23 protein-coding genes are annotated in these 21,584 nt (G+C 60.5%); 10 read left to right on the top strand and 13 right to left on the bottom strand.

Annotated features, from left to right (window positions below; all coding sequences use genetic code 11):
* The first annotated feature begins 348 nt into the window (after positions 1-348).
* The 5 genes from anmK (at position 349) to pdxY (ending at position 4,918) form a co-directional block, all read left to right on the top strand.
* Positions 349-1,470 (top strand): anhydro-N-acetylmuramic acid kinase, encoded by a 1,122-nt coding sequence (anmK, locus tag N6G83_RS06765; RefSeq protein WP_260514953.1) that lies wholly within the window; start codon positions 349-351, stop codon positions 1,468-1,470.
* 45 nt (positions 1,471-1,515) lie between these two features.
* The gene (locus N6G83_RS06760; RefSeq protein ID WP_043141183.1) at positions 1,516-1,818 is read left to right on the top strand and encodes an MliC family protein; all 303 of its coding nucleotides are present in this window, start codon (positions 1,516-1,518) and stop codon (positions 1,816-1,818) included.
* A gap of 88 nt (positions 1,819-1,906) precedes the next feature.
* On the top strand, positions 1,907-2,560 hold the full coding sequence (gene pdxH / locus N6G83_RS06755; RefSeq protein WP_025302668.1) for a pyridoxamine 5'-phosphate oxidase: 654 nt from the start codon (positions 1,907-1,909) through the stop codon (positions 2,558-2,560).
* A 138-nt stretch (positions 2,561-2,698) separates the two neighbouring features.
* Positions 2,699-3,973, top strand: coding sequence for a tyrosine--tRNA ligase (gene tyrS / locus N6G83_RS06750; RefSeq protein WP_043141190.1), 1,275 nt, complete (start codon positions 2,699-2,701; stop codon positions 3,971-3,973).
* Positions 3,974-4,057: 84 nt separating this feature from the next.
* The gene (gene pdxY, locus N6G83_RS06745) at positions 4,058-4,918 is read left to right on the top strand and encodes a pyridoxal kinase PdxY (protein ID WP_043141216.1); all 861 of its coding nucleotides are present in this window, start codon (positions 4,058-4,060) and stop codon (positions 4,916-4,918) included.
* Between the two features lie 39 nt (positions 4,919-4,957).
* Here pdxY and gstA read toward each other — a convergent pair whose 3' ends face one another.
* The 4 genes from gstA to N6G83_RS06725 form a co-directional block, all read right to left on the bottom strand.
* Entirely contained in the window at positions 4,958-5,563 is a 606-nt protein-coding gene (gstA, locus tag N6G83_RS06740) for a glutathione transferase GstA (protein WP_025302671.1), read from the bottom strand.
* 92 nt (positions 5,564-5,655) lie between these two features.
* Complete coding sequence (gene dapA, locus N6G83_RS06735; protein WP_169541216.1) at positions 5,656-6,540, bottom strand: 4-hydroxy-tetrahydrodipicolinate synthase; 885 nt, start codon at positions 6,538-6,540, stop codon at positions 5,656-5,658.
* Positions 6,541-6,900: 360 nt separating this feature from the next.
* On the bottom strand, positions 6,901-7,164 hold the full coding sequence (locus tag N6G83_RS06730; protein ID WP_004938373.1) for a DUF3811 domain-containing protein: 264 nt from the start codon (positions 7,162-7,164) through the stop codon (positions 6,901-6,903).
* Positions 7,165-7,259: 95 nt separating this feature from the next.
* Entirely contained in the window at positions 7,260-7,955 is a 696-nt protein-coding gene (locus N6G83_RS06725; RefSeq protein ID WP_049204298.1) for an HD domain-containing protein, read from the bottom strand.
* Positions 7,956-8,157: 202 nt separating this feature from the next.
* Between N6G83_RS06725 and N6G83_RS06720 the strand changes: the two genes are divergently transcribed.
* The gene (locus N6G83_RS06720) at positions 8,158-8,550 is read left to right on the top strand and encodes a nuclear transport factor 2 family protein (protein WP_004938379.1); all 393 of its coding nucleotides are present in this window, start codon (positions 8,158-8,160) and stop codon (positions 8,548-8,550) included.
* On the opposite strand, the gene N6G83_RS06715 is transcribed toward N6G83_RS06720, so the two are convergent.
* On the bottom strand, positions 8,547-8,816 hold the full coding sequence (locus N6G83_RS06715) for a hypothetical protein (RefSeq protein WP_004938382.1): 270 nt from the start codon (positions 8,814-8,816) through the stop codon (positions 8,547-8,549). The two genes, N6G83_RS06720 and N6G83_RS06715, sit on opposite strands and share 4 nt — an antisense overlap.
* Positions 8,817-9,092: 276 nt before the next feature.
* Between N6G83_RS06715 and N6G83_RS06710 the strand changes: the two genes are divergently transcribed.
* Positions 9,093-9,473, top strand: coding sequence for a nuclear transport factor 2 family protein (locus tag N6G83_RS06710; RefSeq protein WP_025302674.1), 381 nt, complete (start codon positions 9,093-9,095; stop codon positions 9,471-9,473).
* 712 nt (positions 9,474-10,185) lie between these two features.
* Here N6G83_RS06710 and N6G83_RS06705 read toward each other — a convergent pair.
* Positions 10,186-10,566: a RidA family protein gene (locus N6G83_RS06705; RefSeq protein WP_025302675.1), complete on the bottom strand. Its 381-nt coding sequence runs from the start codon at positions 10,564-10,566 to the stop codon at positions 10,186-10,188.
* 182 nt (positions 10,567-10,748) lie between these two features.
* Between N6G83_RS06705 and N6G83_RS06700 the strand changes: the two genes are divergently transcribed.
* Positions 10,749-11,603, top strand: a complete 855-nt coding sequence (locus tag N6G83_RS06700; protein WP_025302676.1) for an aminoglycoside phosphotransferase family protein — start codon at positions 10,749-10,751, stop codon at positions 11,601-11,603.
* Here the strand turns inward: N6G83_RS06700 and N6G83_RS06695 are convergent.
* A complete protein-coding gene (locus N6G83_RS06695) occupies positions 11,568-12,071 on the bottom strand; it encodes a cupin domain-containing protein (protein WP_260514947.1) in 504 nt (167 codons plus the stop codon). The two genes, N6G83_RS06700 and N6G83_RS06695, sit on opposite strands and share 36 nt — an antisense overlap.
* Positions 12,072-12,171: 100 nt before the next feature.
* On the bottom strand, positions 12,172-13,359 hold the full coding sequence (locus N6G83_RS06690) for a benzoate/H(+) symporter BenE family transporter (protein WP_260514946.1): 1,188 nt from the start codon (positions 13,357-13,359) through the stop codon (positions 12,172-12,174).
* Between the two features lie 115 nt (positions 13,360-13,474).
* Here N6G83_RS06690 and N6G83_RS06685 point away from each other — a divergent pair, with 115 nt between their 5' ends.
* Together N6G83_RS06685 and N6G83_RS06680 are read left to right on the top strand one after the other, a co-directional pair.
* On the top strand, positions 13,475-14,038 hold the full coding sequence (locus N6G83_RS06685; protein WP_060419147.1) for a helix-turn-helix domain-containing protein: 564 nt from the start codon (positions 13,475-13,477) through the stop codon (positions 14,036-14,038).
* 194 nt (positions 14,039-14,232) lie between these two features.
* Positions 14,233-16,326 (top strand): prolyl oligopeptidase family serine peptidase, encoded by a 2,094-nt coding sequence (locus N6G83_RS06680; RefSeq protein WP_260514945.1) that lies wholly within the window; start codon positions 14,233-14,235, stop codon positions 16,324-16,326.
* A 76-nt stretch (positions 16,327-16,402) separates the two neighbouring features.
* Here the strand turns inward: N6G83_RS06680 and dtpA are convergent, their stop codons facing one another.
* The 5 genes from dtpA to rsxD form a co-directional block, all read right to left on the bottom strand.
* Positions 16,403-17,917, bottom strand: coding sequence for a dipeptide/tripeptide permease DtpA (gene dtpA / locus N6G83_RS06675; RefSeq protein WP_025302681.1), 1,515 nt, complete (start codon positions 17,915-17,917; stop codon positions 16,403-16,405).
* 604 nt (positions 17,918-18,521) lie between these two features.
* On the bottom strand, positions 18,522-19,163 hold the full coding sequence (gene nth, locus N6G83_RS06670; RefSeq protein ID WP_019455952.1) for an endonuclease III: 642 nt from the start codon (positions 19,161-19,163) through the stop codon (positions 18,522-18,524).
* On the bottom strand, positions 19,163-19,861 hold the full coding sequence (locus N6G83_RS06665) for an electron transport complex subunit E (RefSeq protein ID WP_164099495.1): 699 nt from the start codon (positions 19,859-19,861) through the stop codon (positions 19,163-19,165). The genes nth and N6G83_RS06665 overlap by 1 nt, the downstream gene beginning before the upstream one ends.
* Positions 19,858-20,487, bottom strand: a complete 630-nt coding sequence (gene rsxG, locus N6G83_RS06660) for an electron transport complex subunit RsxG (protein ID WP_049204302.1) — start codon at positions 20,485-20,487, stop codon at positions 19,858-19,860. The genes N6G83_RS06665 and rsxG overlap by 4 nt, the downstream gene beginning before the upstream one ends.
* A 9-nt stretch (positions 20,488-20,496) precedes the next feature.
* Entirely contained in the window at positions 20,497-21,582 is a 1,086-nt protein-coding gene (gene rsxD, locus N6G83_RS06655) for an electron transport complex subunit RsxD (RefSeq protein WP_089196521.1), read from the bottom strand.
* Positions 21,583-21,584: the final 2 nt, after the last annotated feature.

Raw genomic sequence — 21,584 nt, 5'->3', positions numbered from 1 at the left:
AAACTCCTGATGGTAGTAGTCCATAACCTGGCAATGCTCACCAGGCAAGATTCAGTGAAAATGATAGACAAAGTATGGCTGAAAGTTGATACAGCGCCATGCCTCATCGCTGCACGCAGCTTAACTTTTCTCTGTTCAACCAATAATAAACCGCGGTTTACCTTTATGACAGCCTCACCGACATTCCGTTGCCGGTTAACGCACGGTTTAACACATGAAATGTGCCACCGCGGCGCACCTGGCTCACGGCCTGTAAAAAAAGCATCATAATTCATGGCGTTAATCCGGCAATTCTGGTTTATTTGTCAGGATGAAATTTGCTTACCGCGCGGGTTAGAGGATGTTGCTATGAAGTCAGGCCGCTATATAGGCGTCATGTCCGGCACCAGTCTGGACGGAATCGATGTGGTATTGGCCGCGATCGACGATCGCATGGTGGCGCAGCAGGCCAGCTATAGCCATCCGATGCCGATCGCGCTGAAAAAAGAGATCCTGGGCATGTGCCAGGGGCAGCAGACTACGTTGGCGGCTGTCGGCCGGCTGGACGCCCAGCTGGGCAGGCTGTTCGGCGAGGCGGTGCTTGGCTTGCTGAAGCAAACCGGCATCGACGCCGAGCAGATCACCGCCATCGGTTGCCACGGCCAGACGGTGTGGCACGAACCGGAAGGCGACGCGCGTTTCTCGATGCAGCTCGGCGACAACAACCGCATCGCCGCGCTGACCAATATCACCACCGTCGGCGATTTCCGCCGGCGCGATATGGCCTACGGCGGGCAGGGCGCGCCGCTGGTGCCTGCGTTTCATCAGGCGCTGCTGGGGCATCCCGTCGAGCGGCGTATGGTGCTGAACGTCGGCGGCATTGCCAACCTTTCTCTGCTGTTGCCCGGTGCGCCGGTGCGCGGTTTCGATACCGGGCCGGGCAATATGCTGATGGATGCCTGGGTCTGGCGTCACCGCGCGCAACCTTACGATCAGGACGGCGGCTGGGCGATGCAGGGGCGAGTCTGCTTGCCGCTGTTGCAGCAAATGCTGGCGGATCCTTACTTTGCGCTACCGGCGCCGAAAAGCACCGGCCGCGAGTATTTCAATATCGCCTGGCTGGAGCGGCAGCTGGCCGGATTGCCGGCGATCGCGCCGGTCGACGTGCAGGCCACGCTGACAGAGCTGACCGCCGTCAGCATCAGCGAACAGGTACAACTGGCCGGCGGGTGCGAGCGCCTGCTGGTCTGTGGTGGCGGAGCGCGCAACACGCTGCTGATGGCGCGCCTGTCGGCGCTGTTGCCGGGCACGGAGGTCGGGCTGACCGACGATTGCGGCGTCAGCGGAGACGACATGGAGGCGCTGGCCTTTGCCTGGCTGGCGTTTCGCACGCTGTCCGGCCAGGCCGGCAACCTGCCTTCGGTCACCGGCGCCAGCCGTGAAACGGTGCTGGGTGGGATTTATCCGGTTTTGCCGTTGAGGGGCCGTTAGCTCTGTTAGGATAACCTGTGAAGGATTTCTCTAAGGAGCAACAGCATGAAAAAAGTCATTTTCGTCGCCGGCGCGCTGGCGTTGTCCGGCTGCAGCTACATCCTGCCGCAGAGCAGCCAGACGATGCACTACCAGTGCGGCACTACGCCGCTGACGGTGGGGCTCGACGGCAAGGCGAGCGAAGTCAGCCTGCTGATGGACGGCGAGCAACTGCATCTTAAGCAGGTGCTGGCGCTGACCGGTGCCAAATACAGCGACGGTAAATACACTTTTTGGTCGAAAGATCGTAACGCCTATCTTGAGCGCAACGGCAAGGTAGTCATGAGCGACTGCGTGTTGACGGAGTGACGGTCACGGCGGCGTCGGAGCGATTGAGTTCCTGACGCCGCAGGCGCAGAATGTAACGACGGATTTTTTCAGTTGGTCGATAAACCAGATGATTGAAAAGAATGAGTTTGATGTTGCGGACCTGCGCCGTGAATATACCCGAGGCGGCCTGCGCCGCAACGATCTGACCGCCAACCCGCTCGAACTGTTCGAGCGCTGGTTGAAACAGGCCTGCGACGCGCGCCTGGCCGATCCTACCGCCATGTGCGTCGCCACCGTCGACGAACACGGCCAGCCGTATCAGCGCATCGTGCTGCTCAAGCATTTCGATGAGCAGGGGCTGGTGTTCTACACCAACCTCGGCAGCCGCAAGGCACAGCAGCTGGCGCAAAACCCGCATATCAGCCTGCTGTTCCCCTGGCACATGCTCGACCGTCAGGTGATTTTCCTGGGGCAGGTGGAGCGCCTGTCGACCCTCGACGTGCTGAAGTACTTCAACAGCCGGCCGAAGGACAGCCAGATCGGCGCCTGGGTGTCGCAGCAGTCGTCGCGCATTTCCGCGCGCGGCGTGCTGGAAAGCAAATTCCTCGAGTTGAAGCAAAAGTTCCAGCAGGGCGAAGTGCCGTTGCCGAGTTTCTGGGGCGGATTCCGCGTGAAATTTGACTCCGTCGAGTTCTGGCAAGGCGGCGCCCATCGCCTGCATGACCGTTTCCTGTATCAGCGGGACGGGAATGACTGGAAAATTGACCGACTGGCACCTTGAAGACGTAAAATCCCCTCTAAGCGCTGGTGCTGACGCCGCCGGCGCTTTATTCTATGCGCTACCCTGAATTTTTATTTCGCCACTGGGCGAAAGGCCGTGTACCGGCAAAGGTGCATTCGTTTATACATGGAGTCATTGATGGCAAGCAGCAACTTGATTAAACAACTGCAAGAGCGGGGCCTCGTTGCCCAGGTTACGGATGAGGAAGCGTTAGCGGAGCGACTGGCGCAAGGGCCAATTGCACTGTATTGCGGTTTCGATCCGACCGCTGACAGCTTGCATTTGGGCCATCTGGTTCCTCTGTTGTGCCTGAAGCGCTTCCAGCTGGCCGGCCACAAGCCGGTAGCGTTGGTGGGCGGCGCCACTGGCCTCATCGGCGATCCGAGCTTCAAAGCGGCGGAGCGCAAGCTGAACACCACCGATACGGTGAACGAGTGGGTCGAGAAGATCCGCAAACAGGTTTCCCCGTTCCTCGATTTCGACTGCGGCAGCAACAGCGCCATCGCGGCCAACAACTACGACTGGTTCGGCGGCATGAATGTGCTGACCTTCCTGCGTGACATTGGCAAGCACTTCTCCGTCAACCAGATGATCAACAAGGAAGCGGTCAAGCAGCGCCTGAACCGCGACGACTCCGGCATCTCCTTCACCGAGTTCTCCTATAACCTGCTGCAGGGCTACGATTTCTCCGAGCTGTACAACCGCCACCAGGTGGAGCTGCAGATCGGTGGTTCCGATCAGTGGGGCAACATCACCTCGGGTATCGATCTAACGCGTCGTCAGCACCAGAAACAGGTGTTCGGCCTGACCGTGCCGTTGATCACCAAAGCAGACGGCACCAAGTTCGGTAAAACCGAAGGCGGCGCGGTCTGGCTGGCGCCGGAAAAAACCAGCCCGTACAAGTTCTACCAGTTTTGGATCAATACCGCCGACGCCGACGTTTACCGCTTCCTGAAATTCTTCACCTTCATGAGCCTGGAAGACATCAACGCGCTGGAAGAAGAAGACAAAAACAGCGGCAAGGCGCCGCGCGCCCAGTACGTGCTGGCGGAAGAAGTGACCGGCATGGTGCACGGTGCGGAAGGCCTGGCGGCCGCCAAGCGCATCACCCAGAGCCTGTTCTCCGGCGCGCTGCATGACATGACCGAAGCGGACTTCGCCCAGCTGGCGCAGGACGGTATGCCGACCATCAAACTGGATGGCGACGCCGATCTGCAGCAGGCGCTGGTGAATGCCGAACTGGTGCCGTCACGCGGCCAGGCGCGCACCATGATCGGTTCCAACGCGGTGACCATCAACGGTGAGAAACAGTCCGATGCCGAATACCGCTTTAGCGATTCAGATCGTCTGTTCGGCCGCTACACGCTGCTGCGCCGCGGCAAGAAACACTACTGCCTGGTGGATTGGCAGTAAGCGAATAATAACGGTAAGGGGCCCTGGCGGCCCCTTTATTTTTGCGCAGCCGCCCGGCTGCCGTATTCCGAACGAGTTCTGTCGATGAAAAACATTCTTTCTATCCAGTCGCACGTGGTGTTTGGTCACGCCGGCAACAGTGCGGCTGAGTTTCCGATGCGCCGCATGGGCGTCAACGTCTGGCCGCTGAACACGGTGCAGTTCTCCAACCATACGCAATACGGCCAGTGGACCGGCTGCGTCATGCCGGCCAGCCACCTGACTGAGATCGCGCAGGGTATCGCCAATATCGATCAACTGAAGCGCTGTGATGCGGTGCTGAGCGGTTATATCGGTTCGCCGGAGCAGGGTGACCATATTCTGGAGATCGTGCGTCAGGTTAAGCAGGCGAACCCGAACGCCTGGTATTTTTGCGATCCGGTGATGGGGCATCCGGAAAAAGGCTGCATCGTGGCGCCGGGCGTGGCCGAGTTTCACTGCCGCCAGGCGTTGCCGTGCAGCGACATGGTGGCGCCGAACCTGCTGGAGCTGGAAATGCTGAGCCAGATGGCCGTCGCCAACGTGGCCGATGCGGTGCAGGCCGCCCGCGTGCTGATCGCCAAAGGGCCGCGGCTGGTGCTGGTCAAGCACCTGGCCCGCGCCGGCTATCACGCCGACTGTTTCGAAATGCTGCTGGTGACAGCGGACGAGGCCTGGCACATCAGCCGGCCGCTGGTGGACTTCGGCGCGCGTCAGCCGGTCGGCGTCGGCGATTTGACCAGCGGTCTGCTGCTGGTGGATCTGCTGAAGGGCGAGGCGCTGGATAAAGCGCTGGAGCACGTGACCGCCGCCGTGTATGAGGTGATGCTGACGACTCAGGAGATGGGGGAATACGAGCTGCAGGTGGTGGCGGCGCAGGATCGGATCGTGCAGCCGCGCAGCGAATTCAAAGCGGTAAAACTGTAAGTGCAACGGGCCCCGGCGATAGCCACCGGGGCCGAGTGTTTACTTCAATCCTTCGGCGTTCAGCGCCGCATCTACCGCCGGGCGCGCCGCAACGCGATCGAACCAGGCCGCCAGATGGGCGTGCTTGCGCACGTCAAACTGCAGGGCGAATGCCCAGCGCAGCACGGTGAACAGGTAGGCGTCAGCCACGCTGAAACGGCTCCCCAACAGGAAGTGCTGCTTCGCCAGCACCGAATCCAGATAGCTGAACTGCTGCTCCAGCCTGGCGCGCGCGATGGTTTTGTATTCCTCGGGCGTCTTCGGGTTGAACAGCGGGCTGAACCCTTTGTGCAGTTCGGTGGCGATGTAGTTCAGCCATTCGATCGCGTGGTAGCGCGACAGGGTACCCGCCGCCGGGATCAGGTTGCGGTCCGGCACGCGGTCCGCCAGGTATTGTACGATCGCCACGCCTTCGGTCAGCAGGCTGCCATCGTCCAGCAGCAGCGCCGGGACCTGTCCCTTGGGATTGATGGCGAGGTAATCGGCGCCGCTCTCGGTTTTCTTCTGCGCCAGATCGACCTTCTCCGCCGTAAAATCCAGCCCTGCCTCGCGCAGCACGATATGCGGGGACAGCGAACAGGCGCCGGCTTTATAGAACAGTTTCATCGGAAGCTCCTTGTTGATGACGAATGACGGGCATGCTTAACCTCTCATCGTAGTCCCATAGCGCCAAAATTACAGCGGCTTAGCTTACAAATTTAACCGATGAGCGCCTCGGTTGTCTGCAGCTGCGCCAGCGTTGCGGCGATCTGCTGTTGCAGCGCCTGCGGCGCCACCTGCATGGGCGAACGTAACTCATTGGCGATCAGCCCCTGTTGGGCCAGTACCGTCTTGACCGGCGCCGGATTCGGGAAGCTGAACATCTGGTGGATCATCGGCAGCAGCTCATAGAAGTTGCTGCGCGCAGCGGCCAGATCGCCGGTGGCGACTTGCTGTACCAGCTGGACGAAACGCTCCGGGTGAACATGCGCGGCGGCGGAAATGGCACCGGTGCCGCCGAGGCACAGCGTGGTGAGGATCAGATTGTCTTCCCCGGTCATCACATCGATTTCGCCGTCGGCGATCAGCGCCATGGTAGCGTCAGGGTTGCCGCCGCAGTCCTTGATGGCGGTGATGCGCGGGTGACGTGCGAGCCGGCGCAGCGTGGCCAGCTCCATGGCGATGCCGGTGCGCTGCGGAATGTTGTACAGGATCACCGGCACGGTGGAGGCGTCGGCCAACTGGGTGAAATAGTCGATCAGGCCGCATTGCGAAGGGCGGATGTAGTAAGGCGCCGGGATCAGCACGCCGGCGATGTCGCGCAGCTGAATGGCCTGCTGCATCTGCAGCGTGGCGGCCATGTTATTGCCGGAAAGGCCCATCACCACCTGATGGGCGGGCGCCACCTCCAGCACGGCGTCGAGCACCGCCAGCTGTTCTTCCTTGCTCAGCGCGGCGGCTTCACCGGTAGAGCCGCAGACCACCAGGCCGTCGATGCCGGCGTCGAGCAGGTGCCGCGCTAGGCGTTTAACCGCCGGCAGATCGACGGCATCTTGATTGAAAGGGGTAACCATCGCCACCCAAATACCCGAAAATGAGGCCATAAAATATTCCTTCTGTGTGACCGACAGAGAAGCCAGATGAGAAAATTGAAGGCGGGGCGTTGCAGGCCATCCAGTCAGCTCATCTGACGGGACAGCGCGCCCCGGTCAAATGAGCGTCTGTTTCTTCGATTTAACCGCCGCCAAACCGCCAACGGACAACGCAGGTGTCATCAGAATATCAGCGTTGCGTGGGTAGGCCATGGCAGTCTCGTGAAAAGGGGAAGTGGGGTGATAATGAATATTCTTCATCAGGCTGTCAATTTACAACAGATTGATAACATTGTTATTCATGATTCATCAGCAGGGATGAGTTTGGCTAATAAATAAAATCCCCGCCGCGGCGGGGAGGGTTTGACTGGCTCAGCGCGGCGGGCGGGAGCCGATAGTGGCAGACCAACTGAAGGTGTCGCCGCTTGGCCGGTAGCGGTTGGCTTTGCGTTCTGCACGCTCTGCCTTGGCGAGCTTTGCTCTGGCGGCCATGATGCGCGCCACCACTTCATCCTTGACCTTGTGCTGTTCGGCGTTGGTCAGCGGCCGGCCGTGGCTTTTACGCGCTTTGTCCAGCTCGGTTTTGACTTCCCGTTGCTCGCTTTCCGTCATCTCTTTCAACGTCAACTTTTTCATCTGTGCCGCCCGTTCGGTGAAGTTGGCTTTCAGTTTAACGGTGTTATGTGACCGAAAATGTTATGGGCATAACGAAAATGCCCCGTAGGCCGGCATTACACCTCCTCCAGCAGATCATCGACAAAACGCCGCATGCGTTCGGTGCGAAGCTCGGCCATGTGCCGCCCGGCGGCAGTCTGGAAGCCGTCTTGCAGTTTGAACAGCTTGGTTTCGAAGTGATCCAGGCTGAAACGTTTGTCGTCGTATTGGCGATGTTCGGCCCGCGGGTCGGCGGCGTCGTACAGCGCACTGCGCATGCGGCCGCCGATATAGAAGCAGCGCGCCACGCCAATCAGGCCAATGGCGTCGAGACGATCGGCGTCCTGCAGGATCTTTGCCTCCAGCGTTTGCGGGGGGATGCCAGCGGAAAAACTGTGCGCTTCAATGGCGTGGGCTACCGCCGCGATGTCCGCCGGCGCCCATTCCAGCCGGGTCAGCGTCAGCGTGGCTTGCTCCGCCGCCATGCGCGAGGCCAGATGGCGCTGCGGCGAGTTTTTTTCCACCGCCACGGCGTCATGCAGCAGCACCGCCGCGCAGAGAATGCGCCGGTCGCCGCCTTCCAGCTTGCTGATGTGGCGGCAGTTCTTCCAGACTCGATGTAGGTGCGCCACGTCATGCGAACCGTCGTCCGACTCGAGGGTGAGCGGCAACAGCGTTTGCGCCAGCGTTTGGTAGGGGGAAAACGGTTGTAACAACTCTTGCGTCAGCGAGGGTAAAGACACGTTCAGCTCCTGTTGGGGAAAATCGGTCAATCAGCATAGCCGTGTCGGATGCCGGGAAAATGACAGAAAAATGGCTATTGTTTACTAAAGTGCAACCCACTATTGTCATAACTGCGGTTTTTGCAGCGAAACAAGCAACCTAGAATAGCCGCATTCCGCCGTCTCCGCTTGGTGAGAGCCTGTGTCCGCGGGGATGGCCGGAATATCCTCATCAGCCATTTGGAGAAGAGACATGCCAACCCCTCTTGAAATAGTGCGCGCAACCTATGAAGGCAGCTCCGAAGAAAACGGCCGCAATCTGCTGGCGGCGCTGGCCCCCGATGCAGAGTGGACCGAAGCCGCGGGTTTCCCTTACGCCGGTACCTATATCGGCCCGGAGAACATCATCAAGAACGTGCATCAGCGCCTGGGCAGCGAATGGCAAGGTTACCGCGCCGACGTCGATCACTTTTACGATGCCGGCGACAACGTGATCGCTCAGGGTTTTTATCACGGCACTTACCGGGCCACCGGCAAATCCTTCAGCGCCTCCTTTGCGCATATTTATACGCTTCGTGCTGGAAAAATCGTGAAGTTCGTGCAGATCGTCGACAGCGCTAAAGTGCTGGAAGCAATGCAGCCTTAATCGCCGCTGCGCTTGCCGAATTTGCGGTCGAACTCGCGCCGGTAACCCCGGGCCTTGTTGCGATCGCGGATCCACAAATAGCCGCACACCAGCGCAACCGCTCCCGAGAAGGTGACGTTGCGCATATCCCGGTCATACCAAAACACCAACAGCGCATCTAGCGCCGCAATCAGCGCGATCCATTTGTACATATGGGATTGGCGCCGCGTGGCGGCGTTGAGTCGTTTTAACTGTCTGGCTTCGTCCAACACCGGTTTTTGCTGCATAGCGTTTCGTTATCATCAGGCTGTTCACGCTAAATTAGCAGAATTTCCCTAACCGCCGCAAAGATTAACGCGTGGCGTTATGCGGTTTTCACCGCCCCTGGCGCGGCGCAGAAAATTTATGCGCGGGCGCTTGAATTACCCATCGGGCGTGATAGGTTATTTATTCGCTATTTTTGGTTTTTTATTCAAAGCTCGCCGTGTCATCAAGCTGCAGCACTGGGCGGTTAACGTGATGGGTTCGACGTATGCGGCGGTTAACTTCGGCAGGAGGATGTGATGAACGATAAAACGGCACGCCCGCAGGATGTGGTTCAACAACAGCTTGACGCCTATAACGCCCGCGACATCGAGGCCTTTATGGCCTGCTGGGCGGACGACGCGCAGTATTACGAGCATCCCGACACGCTGCTGGCCAGCGGCAAGGCGGCGATCCGTGAACGGCATCTTGTGCGTTTCCAGGAGCCGAGTCTGTATGGCGAACGGATAAAACGCATGGCGGTGGGGAATATGGTGGTCGATCAGGAAGTGGTGACGCGCAACTTCCCGCAGGGGCGCGGCAAAATGGATGTCATCGCCATTTACGAAGTGGAACAGGGGCAGATCGCCAAAGCCTGGTTCAAGATCGGCCCCTGCATGCCGGATGAAGGTGCGCTCTAGCCGCAATGCCGCTCACTTAAGCCTGAGTGGCATTTTTCTTATCCAGCCTCTGGGCGTTCTGTGCAGGGGAATTGCCGTCAATGTTCCGCATTTCTTTGTGGCCAACATGAACGGCAATTGTAGGGGCCGATGGCGCGGCCCCTACACCCGCGCCTTTGCTTAACACCGCCTGTCCGCTGCGCGGATACCCTCGCCGTGTCTGCATTGTCGGGCGGGTCGGCTGCGACAAACGTCCCTGTTAGTCTCGCCTCAACCGGCCTTCCCTGGCCGGTTGCCCCTGACAACGCCGCCTTGCTCGGCAGCCGGTGATGCGCGTTAAAGGTCAACACCCGAGCTGGCAGCTACCGGGAAATCTGCCGCTGATGAGGTTATGGCAGAGAAGTTGGAGATGAGCGCGGTGTTGGGCGCCCTTGAAGACGCCGAACGCAGGCATAGCGCATTAGGAGAAACCGCCATGGACGGCGGTTTCAGGTGAGACAGGCAGGGACGCCTGTCGCAACCGGCCTCAATGTGCTATGGCGGAGAGAGGGCAGTTGGCAAAGCCAACCGTCTGATAGGGCAAAGGCGCGGGTTGCCAGGGGCCGCGCCTTCGGCCCCTGGCTCGGTCGAGGTGCGTGAGCCACATGAGGCATCTCACTTTTATCGACCGAAAATGTCACGAACGCCTGCAGAAAAACGCTTAACTGAATCAGCATTGTGCTCTAGCCGCGCCTTATTGCAACGCCATCACCGCCTCTATCTCTACGCACACCTGCGGTGAGAACAACGCGCTGACCGCCATCAGTGAACAGGCCGGCAGCGCGCCGTCGAAATAGTCAAACAGCACCGGGCGCACGCCCGCCAGATCGGCGATGTCGGTCAGGAACACGCTGATTTTAATCAAGGCCTTGAGATTCACGCCTTCGCTGGCGGCGATGGTCGCCAATTGCTCGAGGATCTCCTGTGTCTGTTCCGGCGCGTTCAAGCCTTGCGCGTCGGTGGCGAAGGCCGTCAAGCCCGACACATACAGGCGATCGCCGTGGCGCACCGCATGCACATAGGGGCCGCCCGGCGTAGGCAACTGCGGATAATTCGTGCGTTTTAATGATGTCATGATCAAACCCCGCGCAAGACCGGTTAATAAAATCGACAAACTTGGTTAGGATACTGAGGAAACGGCGGCCAGACGCCGCACACCGATGATATATGAGCGTATCATCCCTCTTTATTTTATACGTCGTCTCTCACCCGAATGTGACAGTGCGGCGCAGATCGGCCACAAGGACGCATGAGACGATGAACCCGCTTTTTACTCCCTACCTGCAACGCTGGCAACTGGAACAGGACGGTAAAGCCTTCGAAACCCACAGCAGCCTGCTGATGCCGGTGCGTTACCGGGGCGAGGCCGCCATGCTGAAGATCGCCCGCGAGCAGGAGGAGCGCTTCGGCGGCCAGCTGATGTGCTGGTGGCGCGGGGAAGGCGCCGCGCAGGTGTTGGCGTGGCACGAAGACGGCATTCTGCTGGAGCGCGCACAGGGCGAAAGCTCGTTGGCGCAGCTGGTGCGTGATGGCGACGATGAGCAGGCCACGGCGATCCTGTGCCGGGCGATCGCCGCCTTGCATGCGCCGCGCGCGGCACCGCTGCCCGAATTGATCCCGTTGCAAGAGTGGTTCAGCTCGCTGTGGCCGGCGGCGCAGGCGCACGGCGGCATGCTGCGTCTCAGCGCCACGACGGCGGCGGAATTGCTGAGTAGCCCGCGAGATGAAAGCGTGCTGCACGGTGATATCCACCATGACAACGTGCTGGACTTCGGCGAACGCGGCTGGCTGGCGATCGATCCCAAGCGTTTGTACGGCGAACGGGGCTTCGATTACGCCAATATCTTCTGTAATCCCAACTACGGCATCGCCACCGATCCGGCCATTTTCCAGCGGCGCGTGGAACAGGTCTGTCGCTTGGCCGGGCTGGAACGCCGGCGCTTGCTGCAATGGATCCTGGCCTGGGCGGGGCTCTCCGCCGCCTGGTTTATGGAAGACGGGCAGGCGGCGGATATCGACTTCCGCGTGGCCGAGCTGGCGGCGCGCGCGTTGGATCTCCCGTTGCCGGCCGGCGATTCAGGGTTCATCCTGCCAGTAATCGAGCGAGGCTGAAGGGCGTTGCAGATAACGCACCTGTTCGCCGTCATTGCCGCGCGCCATCGCCTGGTATTTGCCTGAGTCCGGATACATCACCACTTCCGGCTGTTCGCGCGTGCTGACGGACAGGTACTTCAGCGGCGCATCGGAGGTGTTGATGATCTGGTGCGGGTATTCCGGGCCAGGCGGAATGAAAATGACATCCCCGCCGACGATCGGCAGCATTTCTCCGGCCACCCGCAGCGTACCGCTGCCTTCCAAAATGATGAACATTTCCTCCTGAGCGTAGTGAAAATGGTAGGGGCAGGAGCGCATGCCCGGCGCCACACAATCGAAAGAAGCGCCCAGCTTGTCGGCGGCGGTGCCGGTGCCGAGGCGAGCGCCGACGCTGTCATACAGCGGCGGCCGTCGGTCATGCTTCATCTCTACCTGTTCGACATTGCGTATCAGGCGCTGGGCCAACAGCGCGGCTTTCTCGGTCATAAGCTTCCTTGGTGACGGTGTCACTTGTTAGGTGAATTGACATCCAGACTACAGAGAAAGTGAAGGCGCCACGGCGTCGCTTGTCAATGTAGACCGCCCGTTACGCCTCGGTGGTTCGCCGCGGCAGCGACAGCAGCAGATGGGCGATGGCGCCGCCGACAATCCCCCAGAATGCCGAACCGATGCCGAGCAGCGTGACGCCGGAGGCGGTGATGAGGAAGGCGATCAGCGCCGCGTCGCGCTGTTTTTCATCATGCAGCGCGCGTTGCAGGCTGCCGCCGATGGTGCCGAGCAACGCCAGCCCGGCAATGGTGTGGATCAAGGCGACCGGCAACGCGCTGAACAGCAGGCCGATGGCGCCGCCGAACAACCCGGCCAGCAGGTAGAAGCCGCCGGCGGCCACCGCGCCCATATAGCGCCGCTGCGGATCGGGATGCACGTCCGGCCCCATGCAGATGGCGGCGGTAATGGCGGCGATGCACACCGAGAAACCGCCGAATGGCGCCAGCAGCAGCGCGGTCAGCGCCGTCCAGGCGATCAGCGGTGAGGTGGGGACGCGGTAGCCCGCCGCCTGCAGCGTGGCGATGCCGGGCGCGTTTTGCGAAGCCATGGTCACCACGAAGAAGGGCACGCCGATGCCGAGCAGTGTCGGCCAATTGAAATGCGGCGCGATAAATTCCGGCATGGCGAACGCCGGCGCCTGCTGTGCCAGCTGGATATCGCCCTGCAGCGCGGCGATCGCCAGCCCAACCGCCAGCGTCAGCACGATGGCGTAGCGCGGCAGGTAACGGCGGCTGAGCAGATAGGCCAGCCCCATGCCGGCGCTCAGGAGGAAATTGAGCTGCAGCGAAGCGAAGGCGTCCAGACCGAAGCGCAGCAGGATCCCCGCCAGCATCGCCGCAGAGATCGCCTGTGGAATATAGTCCATCAGGCGGGCAAACAGCCCGGTGACGCCACACAGCAGGATCAGTCCGGAAGCGAAGATAAACACGCCGATCGCCTCGTTGATCGGCGTGCCGGGCAGGCTGGTGACCAGCAGCGCCGCACCGGGCGTCGACCAGGCGGTGAGGATCGGGGTGCGATAGTAAAGCGAGAGCCCGAGCGAGGTGACGCCCATCGCGATCCCCAATGCGCTCAGCCAGCCGCCGATCTGCGCCGGCGTGGCGCCCGCGGCGGCAGCGGCCTGAAAAATGATCGCGGCAGAGCTGGTGTAACCCACCAGAACGGCGACAAAGCCGGCCATGACGGCGGGCAGGGTCAGATGGCGCAGGGAGAGGGCTGGGCGCATGAGGAGCTCCAATCGGTAATTGTGCGTTATAACGCACGGTGAGAAATCAGCATAGCACCGTGCGTTATAACGCACAAGCGAGTATAATCGGGCACGATACGCAGAGGAGAACAGGATGCAGGAACTTGCCGGCCATTTGGCGCACACCCTTCGCACGCTGCGCGCACAGCGCGGCTGGAGCCTGACGCAGGCGGCGGAATACACCGGCGTCAGCAAAGCGATGCTCGGGCAGATTGAACGCGGTGAATCCAGCCCGACGGTGGCGACGCTGTGGAAGATCGCCACCGGCTTCAACGTGGCGTTCTCCGCCTTTCTTGAGGCGTCGCCCGCTCAGCAACAGGCGACGCTGCACCGCTACGGTGAACTGCCGGTGTACGATCAGGACAATGCTGATATGCGCGTGGTGCCGCTGTTTCCCTACGACCGCCAGCTGGGTTTCGATATGTTCGTCATCGATCTCGCACCGGGCGCGCTCAGCGAATCGTCGCCCCATGAGCCGGGCGTGATCGAGCATGTGATCGTGATCAGCGGCCGACTAGAATTGGCGATCGACGGCGAATGGCACAGCCTGGCGGCCGGCGAAGCGATGCGCTTTCAGGCCGATCGGCCGCACGCCTACCGCAACGCCAGTTCACAAACGGTGCGCATCCACGATCTGATCCACTATCCTCAATCCTGACTCAACGCGGTGCCCGCGGGCTTTGACTCCGCGCCGCCAAACGCCTACCTTGTTGAAAATGACTCTTATTTCACAGGCTGTCGCCCATGACGGGGCGGCGTTGTAGCCGACTCAAAAGGAGCTTGATTTTGCCGGTCACCAATCGACGTCAGTTCATTAAACTCAGTGCGCAAACCGCAGGAGCCGTATTCGCGATGACTTCATTACCTAACAGTATCCGCCTGGCGATGGCGGCGGAGGGCGGCGCGGCCGCCGGCGATGACTTCCTGTGGCTGGAGGAGCTGCAGGGTAAAAAAGCGCTGCAATGGGTGCAGCAGGAAAATCAGCGCACCGTGGCGCGTTTCGGCCAGGGTGAAGACTTTCAGCGCATTGAGCGCGAAGTCCTGGATATCCTTAATAAAGACACCCAAATCCCGTGGGTGAGCAAACGCGGCGAGTACTATTACAACTTCTGGCAGGATCGGGCCAACCCGCGCGGCCTGCTGCGGCGCACCACGCTGGACGAGTACCGCAAGGCCAAACCGGCCTGGGAGACGGTGCTGGATATCGATGCGTTGGGCAAAGCGGAGGGCAAGGATTGGGTCTATCAGGGCTCGCAACCGCTGGCGCCGGAATACCGTTATTGCCTGATGCAGCTGTCGCCGGACGGCGGTGACGCCACCGAGATCCGCGAATTCGATCTGGTGGCCAAACGTTTCGTCAAAGACGGTTTTAATGTACCGGTGGCGAAAAGTCGGGTCTCCTGGGTCGATCGGGATACGCTGTTCATCGCCACCGATTTCGGCCCCGGCTCGATGACCCAGTCCGGCTACGCGCGCATCGCCAAGCGCTGGCGGCGCGGCACGCCGCTGAGCGCCGCCGAAACGCTGTACGAAGCGCAGCCCGAGGACATGTCGGTCTTCGCCTATCACGACCGCACGCCGGGTTTTGAGCGCGATTTCGTCGGCCGCAGCCTGGACTTCTACCGCCGCGACTATTTCTTGCTGATGCAGGACGGCCGGCAGAAAAAAATCGACATCCCGGCCGACGCCGAGCTGGATACGCATCGGGAATGGCTGCTGATCAAACCGAGCAGCGACTGGGAGGTGGGCGGCAAGCGCTATCCGTCCGGCGCGCTGCTGGCGGCCAACTTCGATGACTATCTGGCGGGTAAGCGCGAGCTGCAACTGCTGTTTACCCCAACGGCGGAGCAGGCGCTGAGCGGCTACAGCGGTACCCGCGATCATCTGATCCTCAGTATCATGGATAACGTGGTCAACCGTCTGGAAGTGCTGACGCCGCAGGGCGGCAGCTGGCAACGTCGTTCGCTGGGCAACCCCGGCGCCATCAGCACCCTTTCCGCCGGCGGCATCGACGAAGAGAGCAACGCCTATTTCCTGACGGTCAGCGGGTTCCTGCAACCGACCTCACTGTATATGGGCAACCTCGATGGCGGTGAGGCGACGCTGCTGAAACAGGCGCCGCAGGATTTTGACGCGTCAGGCTACCAAGTGAGCCAGCATTTTGCGCGTTCCAAGGACGGCACCCGCGTGCCGTATTTCCAGATTGCCGCCAAAGATCTCAAACCGGACGGCAGCACGCCGACGCTGCTGTATGGCTACGGCGGGTTTGAAGTGCCGCTGCTGCCGGGCTATCTCGGCGGCAAGGCGCCGGCCTGGCTGGAACGCGGTGGGGTATACGTGGTGGCCAACATCCGCGGCGGCGGCGAATACGGCCCGGCCTGGCATCAGGCGGCGCTCAAGCAGAACCGCCATCGCGCCTACGAGGATTTCGCCGCCGTGGCCGAAGATCTCATCGCACGCAAGGTGACCTCGGCACCGCATCTGGGCGCGCGCGGCGGCAGCAACGGCGGCCTGTTAGTGGGCAATATGCTGACGTTGTATCCGCAGCTGTTCGGCTGCATCGTTTGCGAAGTGCCGCTGCTGGACATGCAGCGCTATACGCAGCTTTCTGCCGGCGCGTCGTGGATCGCCGAATACGGTGACCCGAGCAAGCCGGAGGAGTGGGCCTACATCAAGACCTTCTCGCCGTACCACAACATTCAGACGCAGACGGCCTATCCGCCGGTGTTGTTCTATACCGCGACCAGCGACGATCGGGTCAACCCGGCCCACGCGCGCAAAATGGCGGCGCGCATGCAGGCGATGGGGTATCAGCAGGCTTATTTCTATGAAAATACCGAAGGCGGGCACAGCGCCGCCGCCGACAAGCAACAGGCGGCATTCCACAGCGCACTGGTAAGCGAATTCATGTGGGCTAACCTGAGCGATAAACCCAAATCAGCGTAAACCCGTTTATTGCGGGCATAAAAAAACACCGGGGCGTTAACCTCGGTGTTTTTATTTACGCCCAATCTGCCGACGATCAGTGAGCCGCGGTGGCTTCCTGCGCTTTCTGATTGGCGTCTTCGGTGGTATCCAGCGTCATGCGGTACAGTTTCGGCGCGGTCAGCATCATCAGGATAGCAATGACGGCGGTGACGATGCCGATTTGCATAAACACATGGCTGTAGATGGCCAGCGAAGCGTGCGCGTCGTTGATGTCGCTTGGGACGGCGGTCAGACCGGCAACCTTACCGGCGATCAGCGCGGCGGCGGCGGTGGTCAGGAACCAGGAACCCATGATGAAGCCCATCAGACGCTGCGGCACCAGCTGTGCCACCATCGCCAGACCCAGGCCGGAAATCATCAGCTCACCGATGCTCTGCAGCGCGTAGCTCAGGATCAGCCAGTTGACCGACACAATGCCCTGTTCGTTGGCGAAGCTGGCGCCCCATGGCAGCACCAGGAAGGCGCAGGAGCACAGGATCATACCGAAAGCGAACTTGTGCGGCATCGGCAGGCGATCGCCCATTTTGTTATACAGCGCGGCCAGAATCGGGCTGGCGAGCATGATCCAGAATGGGTTCAGCGCCTGATACTGCTCAGGCTCGAAGGCGATGCCGAAGATGCTGTGTTCCACGTTGTGGATGGCGAAGAAGTTCAGTGAGGTTGGCATTTGGCTGTACAGCACGAAGAACACCACCGCTTCCAGCATCAACAGGAAGGCGACGATCATCTTACGGCGTGCGGCGCCGTGCAGGGCGAAGGTTTCCTTGGCGAACACCAGCACGATGCCGGCGGAAACGAGGGCCAGCGCCCAGCGCGCGATCACCTGGTTGTGCAGCAGCCAACTGGACACGGCGATCAACGCCACGATGCCGACCAGCACCATCAGCAGTTTCGGCAGATGCAGCGGCTTGAAGTCAGGCTTGGAGCCGTTTTCCTTCACCCACTTGTGGCACATCATAAAGTTGACCAGGGTGATCAGCATGCCGACCACGCTCAGGGAGAACGCCACGCTCCAGCCGTATTTCGCTGCCAGCCACGGGGTGGCCAGCATGGAGAAGAAGGAACCGATGTTCACCGACATGTAGTACATGGTGAAGGCGCCGTCGAGACGCGGATCGTCTTTCTCATAGCAGGTGGACAGCAGGGAGGACGGGTTAGCCTTGAACAGGCCGCTGCCCACGGCGATGGTCGCCATACCCATGTAGACCCAGAAGATGTCGTGGCCGGAGTAGGCCACCATGGCGTAACCGGCGGCCAGCACCAGTGCGCCGAGCACGATCACGCGTTTGGCACCCAGCACCTTGTCGCCCAGCCAGCCGCCGATGGCGACGAAGCCGTATACCAGGGCGCTGAAGGAAGAGAACAGGGTGATGGAGTCGGCTTCGCTCATGCCGAGCATCTTGACCAGATAAACCGCCATGATGCCCTGCAGGCCGTAATAGCCGAAACGCTCCCACAGTTCGATCGAGAAGATCAGATAGAACGCTTTCGGTTGTTTGAACGCGTTAAGGCTAACGCTCTCCGGGTGTTGGTTGTTTGCTGTTGACACTGGTACCTCTGTTTTTTCGCAGCCCGTCTTTGGAGGACGGGAAAGTACAAAAGTTGATGCGGAACGGCATCCTTTTGCGTTGTTATAGGATGGGGACGGCGGTTAATGTTCACTATCTTTGTCAACGTGGCAAGCAGTTTGTCATATTCGGTTACATTTAACGCTCGCAGGATTATGCTGCGATGTTGCAAATGTTATGCAGTATTAACTTTCGGGTTTTAATGATTTGCCGATTTTTTGTTTTGATTAAAAGCTATACGGATTTTAAACAGGGATATATTCTGCTGAATTGCTATTTTTTAGCGCATCAGTGTATGTGTGGTTATTAATCCATTGGAATGTTGTGCATATGACGCATTTTGTAAAATTATAGAAATTTAAGAAAACGGGGCTGGCATTTGTGAACGCCTTGTGATCCTGAAAGCGTGACGTTCACCGCAATTTTCGACTAATTTTTCGCTTGAAAATAACACGGCACTGAGTTTTTCACTGAAAACCGTGATAACACCGGGGTTACTGCTGCGCGATATCACATTTCCGATAAAAAAGAGGCGCTGGCGGGGAGAGATGAAGCGACGGGTGCGGTTTGCCGCACCCAACAGGCTCAGGATTCCGGATAAACCTTTTCTTTATACTCGCACAGGTCTTCGATAATGCAGGAACCGCAGCGCGGTTTACGCGCGATGCAGGTGTAGCGCCCGTGCAGGATCAGCCAGTGGTGGCAATCGACCTTGAATTCGGCGGGCACCACCTTCAACAGCTTCTCTTCCACCTGATCGACGTTCTTGCCCGGCGCGAAGTGGGTGCGATTACACACCCGGAAGATATGGGTGTCGACGGCGATGGTCGCCCAGCCGAAGGCCGTGTTGAGCACCACGTTGGCGGTCTTGCGGCCGACGCCCGGCAGTGCTTCCAGCGCGGCGCGATCCTCCGGTACTTCGCCGCCGTGCAGCTCCAGCAGCATGCGGCAGGTCTTGATCACGTTTTCGGCCTTGCTGTTGAACAGACCGATGGTCTTGATGTACTCCTTGACGCCATCAACCCCCAGCGCCAGCATGGCGGCGGGGGTGTTGGCGACCGGGTACAGCTTGGCGGTCGCCTTGTTGACGCTTACGTCGGTGGCCTGCGCAGACAGCAGCACCGCAATCAGCAGTTCAAATGGCGTGGTGTACACCAGCTCGGTGGTCGGGTGCGGGTTGTTGTCGCGCAGCCGGGTCAGAATTTCCAGTCGCTTCTGCTTGTTCATCAGGCCTTCTCAGCACGTCCTTGTTCCAACAGCGGTTCCACTGCCACGGCGCGGGCTTTGTGCGCCTTCATTCTTTCGTCGATCAGATATTTGACCGCCAGCAGCAGCCCCAGGCCGATAAAGGCACCCGGCGGCAGCATCGCCAGCAGGAACGGGCTGTCGAAGTGCACCACTTCGATGCGCAGCGACTTGGCCCAACTGCCCAGCAGTAGGTCGGCACCGTCGAACAGCGTGCCGTTGCCCAGCAGTTCGCGCATCGAGCCCAGCGTCACCATCACGCCAGTAGCGCCGAGACCGATAGCCATGCCGTCCAGCGCCGAGAGGCCGACCGGCTTCTTGGCGGCCACCGCTTCGGCGCGGCCCACCACGATGCAGTTGGTCACGATCAATGGAATAAAGATGCCCAGCGACTGATACAGCCCGAAGGCATAGGCGTTGATCAGCATCTGCACGATGCTCACCACCGCGGCGATGATCATCACGTAGATAGGAATACGCACCTCGTTCGGTACCCAGCGGCGCACCGCGGAGATGGAGGCGTTGGTCAACGTCAGCACTAGCGTGGTGGCCAGCCCCAGGCCCAGCGCGTTGGTGACGGTGGACGTCACCGCCAGCAACGGACACATGCCCAGCAGCTGCACCAGGGCGGAGTTATTTTTCCACAACCCCTGGACGATCAATTCTTTGGCTTCACTCATTCGCTGGCTCCACACGCAGGTAAGCTTTCAAGTTTAGGCGGCAGCGTTTCCATATACAACGCCGTGCGCCGCACCGCATTGACCACCGCACGCGGGGTGATGGTCGCGCCGGTGAACTGGTCGAACATACCGCCGTCTTTCTTCACCGCCCAGCGCTTATCGTCAGGGCCTTCGATTTTCTTGCCGCTGAAGAAAGAAATCCAGTCGGAAATGCGTAGTTCAATTTTGTCACCCAGCCCCGGGGTTTCGTGGTGCTCAATCACGCGGGTGCCGAGCACCGTGCCGTTGAAATCGGCGCCGACCAGCAGCTTGATGGCGCCGGAGTAACCGTCCGGCGCGGTGGTTTCCAGCGCAGCGGCGGTTGGCTGCCCGTTTTTGCGCGCCAGGTATAAACGGTGCGGCGCGCCGTCGCCGAGCGCCGGGTTGCTGACCAGGAAGCACTCGTTCTGCATGATGTTGTCGTAGTTTTCTGGCGGTACCACCTGATCGAGCAGTGCTTTTTGCTGCAGTGCCGCCTGATGGGCGATGGTGGTTTTCGTCAGGGCGTAGACCACGGCGGTCAGGCCAGTGGTGACCGCCGCAAACACCGCCAGCGTGGTGCCGTGCTTTCTCATGGAATTCAGCATGGCGGCTCCTTAGCGATGGCCGTACACGCGCGGCTGCGTGTAGTGGTCGATTAACGGGACGGTGATGTTGGCGAGTAGCACGGCGAAGGCCACGCCGTCAGGGTAGCCGCCATAGACGCGGATCAGCCACACCAGCACGCCGATCAGCGCGCCGTAGATTAAACGGCCCTTCGGCGTAGTGGAGGCGCTGACCGGGTCGGTGGCGATGAAGAACGCGCCCAGCATGCTGGCGCCGGAAAACAGGTGGATCAGCGGCGAAGCCTGATGCGCCGGATCGAGCCACCAGGCCAGACCGGAACAGAAAGCGATGGCGGCCAACATGCTGAACGGGATATGCCAATGGATCAGGCGGCGCGCCAGCATAAACAGACCACCGGCCAGGAAGCCGAGGTTGACCCACTGCCAGCCGATGCCAGCCAGGGCGCCGCCGAACAGCGGCTGCTGCAACACCTGTTCCACGCTGTGGCCGCTGCGCAGGCCGGTTTTGAAGCCATCGAGCGGCGTGGCCTGGCTGATGCCGTCCACGCCCATCTGCAGTTCATGCAGCGTCGCGCCTTGCGAAGTATGGCCGCTGAAAATGGCCAGCAGTGTGTCGTGGAACGGTAGCGCGGTGGCGCGCAGCTCATCCGGCGGCAGCCAACTGGTCATCTGCACCGGGAAGGAGATCAGCAGCACCACGTAACCGACCATCGCCGGGTTGAACGGGTTCTGCCCAAGGCCGCCGTACAGCTGCTTGGCGATGACGATGGCGAAGAACGTACCGATGACGATCATCCACCAGGGTGCCAGCGGCGGCAGGCTGATGCCGAGCAGCAGCGCGGTCAGCAGGGCGGAGTTATCCGCCAGCCGGCTGCGCACCGGCAGCTTGCGCAGTTTTAGGATCGCGCCTTCCGCCGCCAGCGCGACGATCGCCGCCAGCGCCACCTGGATCAACACGCCGTAGCCGAAAAACCAAATCTGCGCTGCGATGCCGGGAATGCACGCCAACATCACCCACAGCATAATGCGGCTGGTGCTTTGCTGGTTGTGGGTGAACGGCGAGCTGGCGATGTGTAAGCCTTTGGCGGCTGTGGGTGATACCGGCCTGAACTTCATAG

The sequence above is a fragment of the Serratia sp. PL7 genome (assembly GCF_945957435.1).
This window is presented reverse-complemented; position numbering and strand designations above follow the sequence as displayed.

Coding starts and splice junctions, on each gene's coding strand:
- N6G83_RS06680 (WP_260514945.1), top strand. CDS start 14,233: ATGACTTCATTACCTAACAGTATCCGCCTGGCGATGGCGGCGGAGGGC.
- tyrS (WP_043141190.1), top strand. CDS start 2,699: ATGGCAAGCAGCAACTTGATTAAACAACTGCAAGAGCGGGGCCTCGTT.
- N6G83_RS06720 (WP_004938379.1), top strand. CDS start 8,158: ATGCCAACCCCTCTTGAAATAGTGCGCGCAACCTATGAAGGCAGCTCC.
- N6G83_RS06715 (WP_004938382.1), bottom strand. CDS start 8,816: ATGCAGCAAAAACCGGTGTTGGACGAAGCCAGACAGTTAAAACGACTC.
- dapA (WP_169541216.1), bottom strand. CDS start 6,540: ATGGCCTCATTTTCGGGTATTTGGGTGGCGATGGTTACCCCTTTCAAT.
- N6G83_RS06695 (WP_260514947.1), bottom strand. CDS start 12,071: ATGACCGAGAAAGCCGCGCTGTTGGCCCAGCGCCTGATACGCAATGTC.
- anmK (WP_260514953.1), top strand. CDS start 349: ATGAAGTCAGGCCGCTATATAGGCGTCATGTCCGGCACCAGTCTGGAC.
- N6G83_RS06685 (WP_060419147.1), top strand. CDS start 13,475: ATGCAGGAACTTGCCGGCCATTTGGCGCACACCCTTCGCACGCTGCGC.
- N6G83_RS06665 (WP_164099495.1), bottom strand. CDS start 19,861: ATGAGTGAAGCCAAAGAATTGATCGTCCAGGGGTTGTGGAAAAATAAC.
- pdxY (WP_043141216.1), top strand. CDS start 4,058: ATGAAAAACATTCTTTCTATCCAGTCGCACGTGGTGTTTGGTCACGCC.
- pdxH (WP_025302668.1), top strand. CDS start 1,907: ATGATTGAAAAGAATGAGTTTGATGTTGCGGACCTGCGCCGTGAATAT.
- gstA (WP_025302671.1), bottom strand. CDS start 5,563: ATGAAACTGTTCTATAAAGCCGGCGCCTGTTCGCTGTCCCCGCATATC.
- rsxG (WP_049204302.1), bottom strand. CDS start 20,487: ATGCTGAATTCCATGAGAAAGCACGGCACCACGCTGGCGGTGTTTGCG.
- N6G83_RS06730 (WP_004938373.1), bottom strand. CDS start 7,164: ATGAAAAAGTTGACGTTGAAAGAGATGACGGAAAGCGAGCAACGGGAA.
- N6G83_RS06705 (WP_025302675.1), bottom strand. CDS start 10,566: ATGACATCATTAAAACGCACGAATTATCCGCAGTTGCCTACGCCGGGC.
- rsxD (WP_089196521.1), bottom strand. CDS start 21,582: ATGAAGTTCAGGCCGGTATCACCCACAGCCGCCAAAGGCTTACACATC.
- N6G83_RS06700 (WP_025302676.1), top strand. CDS start 10,749: ATGAACCCGCTTTTTACTCCCTACCTGCAACGCTGGCAACTGGAACAG.
- N6G83_RS06760 (WP_043141183.1), top strand. CDS start 1,516: ATGAAAAAAGTCATTTTCGTCGCCGGCGCGCTGGCGTTGTCCGGCTGC.
- nth (WP_019455952.1), bottom strand. CDS start 19,163: ATGAACAAGCAGAAGCGACTGGAAATTCTGACCCGGCTGCGCGACAAC.
- N6G83_RS06690 (WP_260514946.1), bottom strand. CDS start 13,359: ATGCGCCCAGCCCTCTCCCTGCGCCATCTGACCCTGCCCGCCGTCATG.
- N6G83_RS06710 (WP_025302674.1), top strand. CDS start 9,093: ATGAACGATAAAACGGCACGCCCGCAGGATGTGGTTCAACAACAGCTT.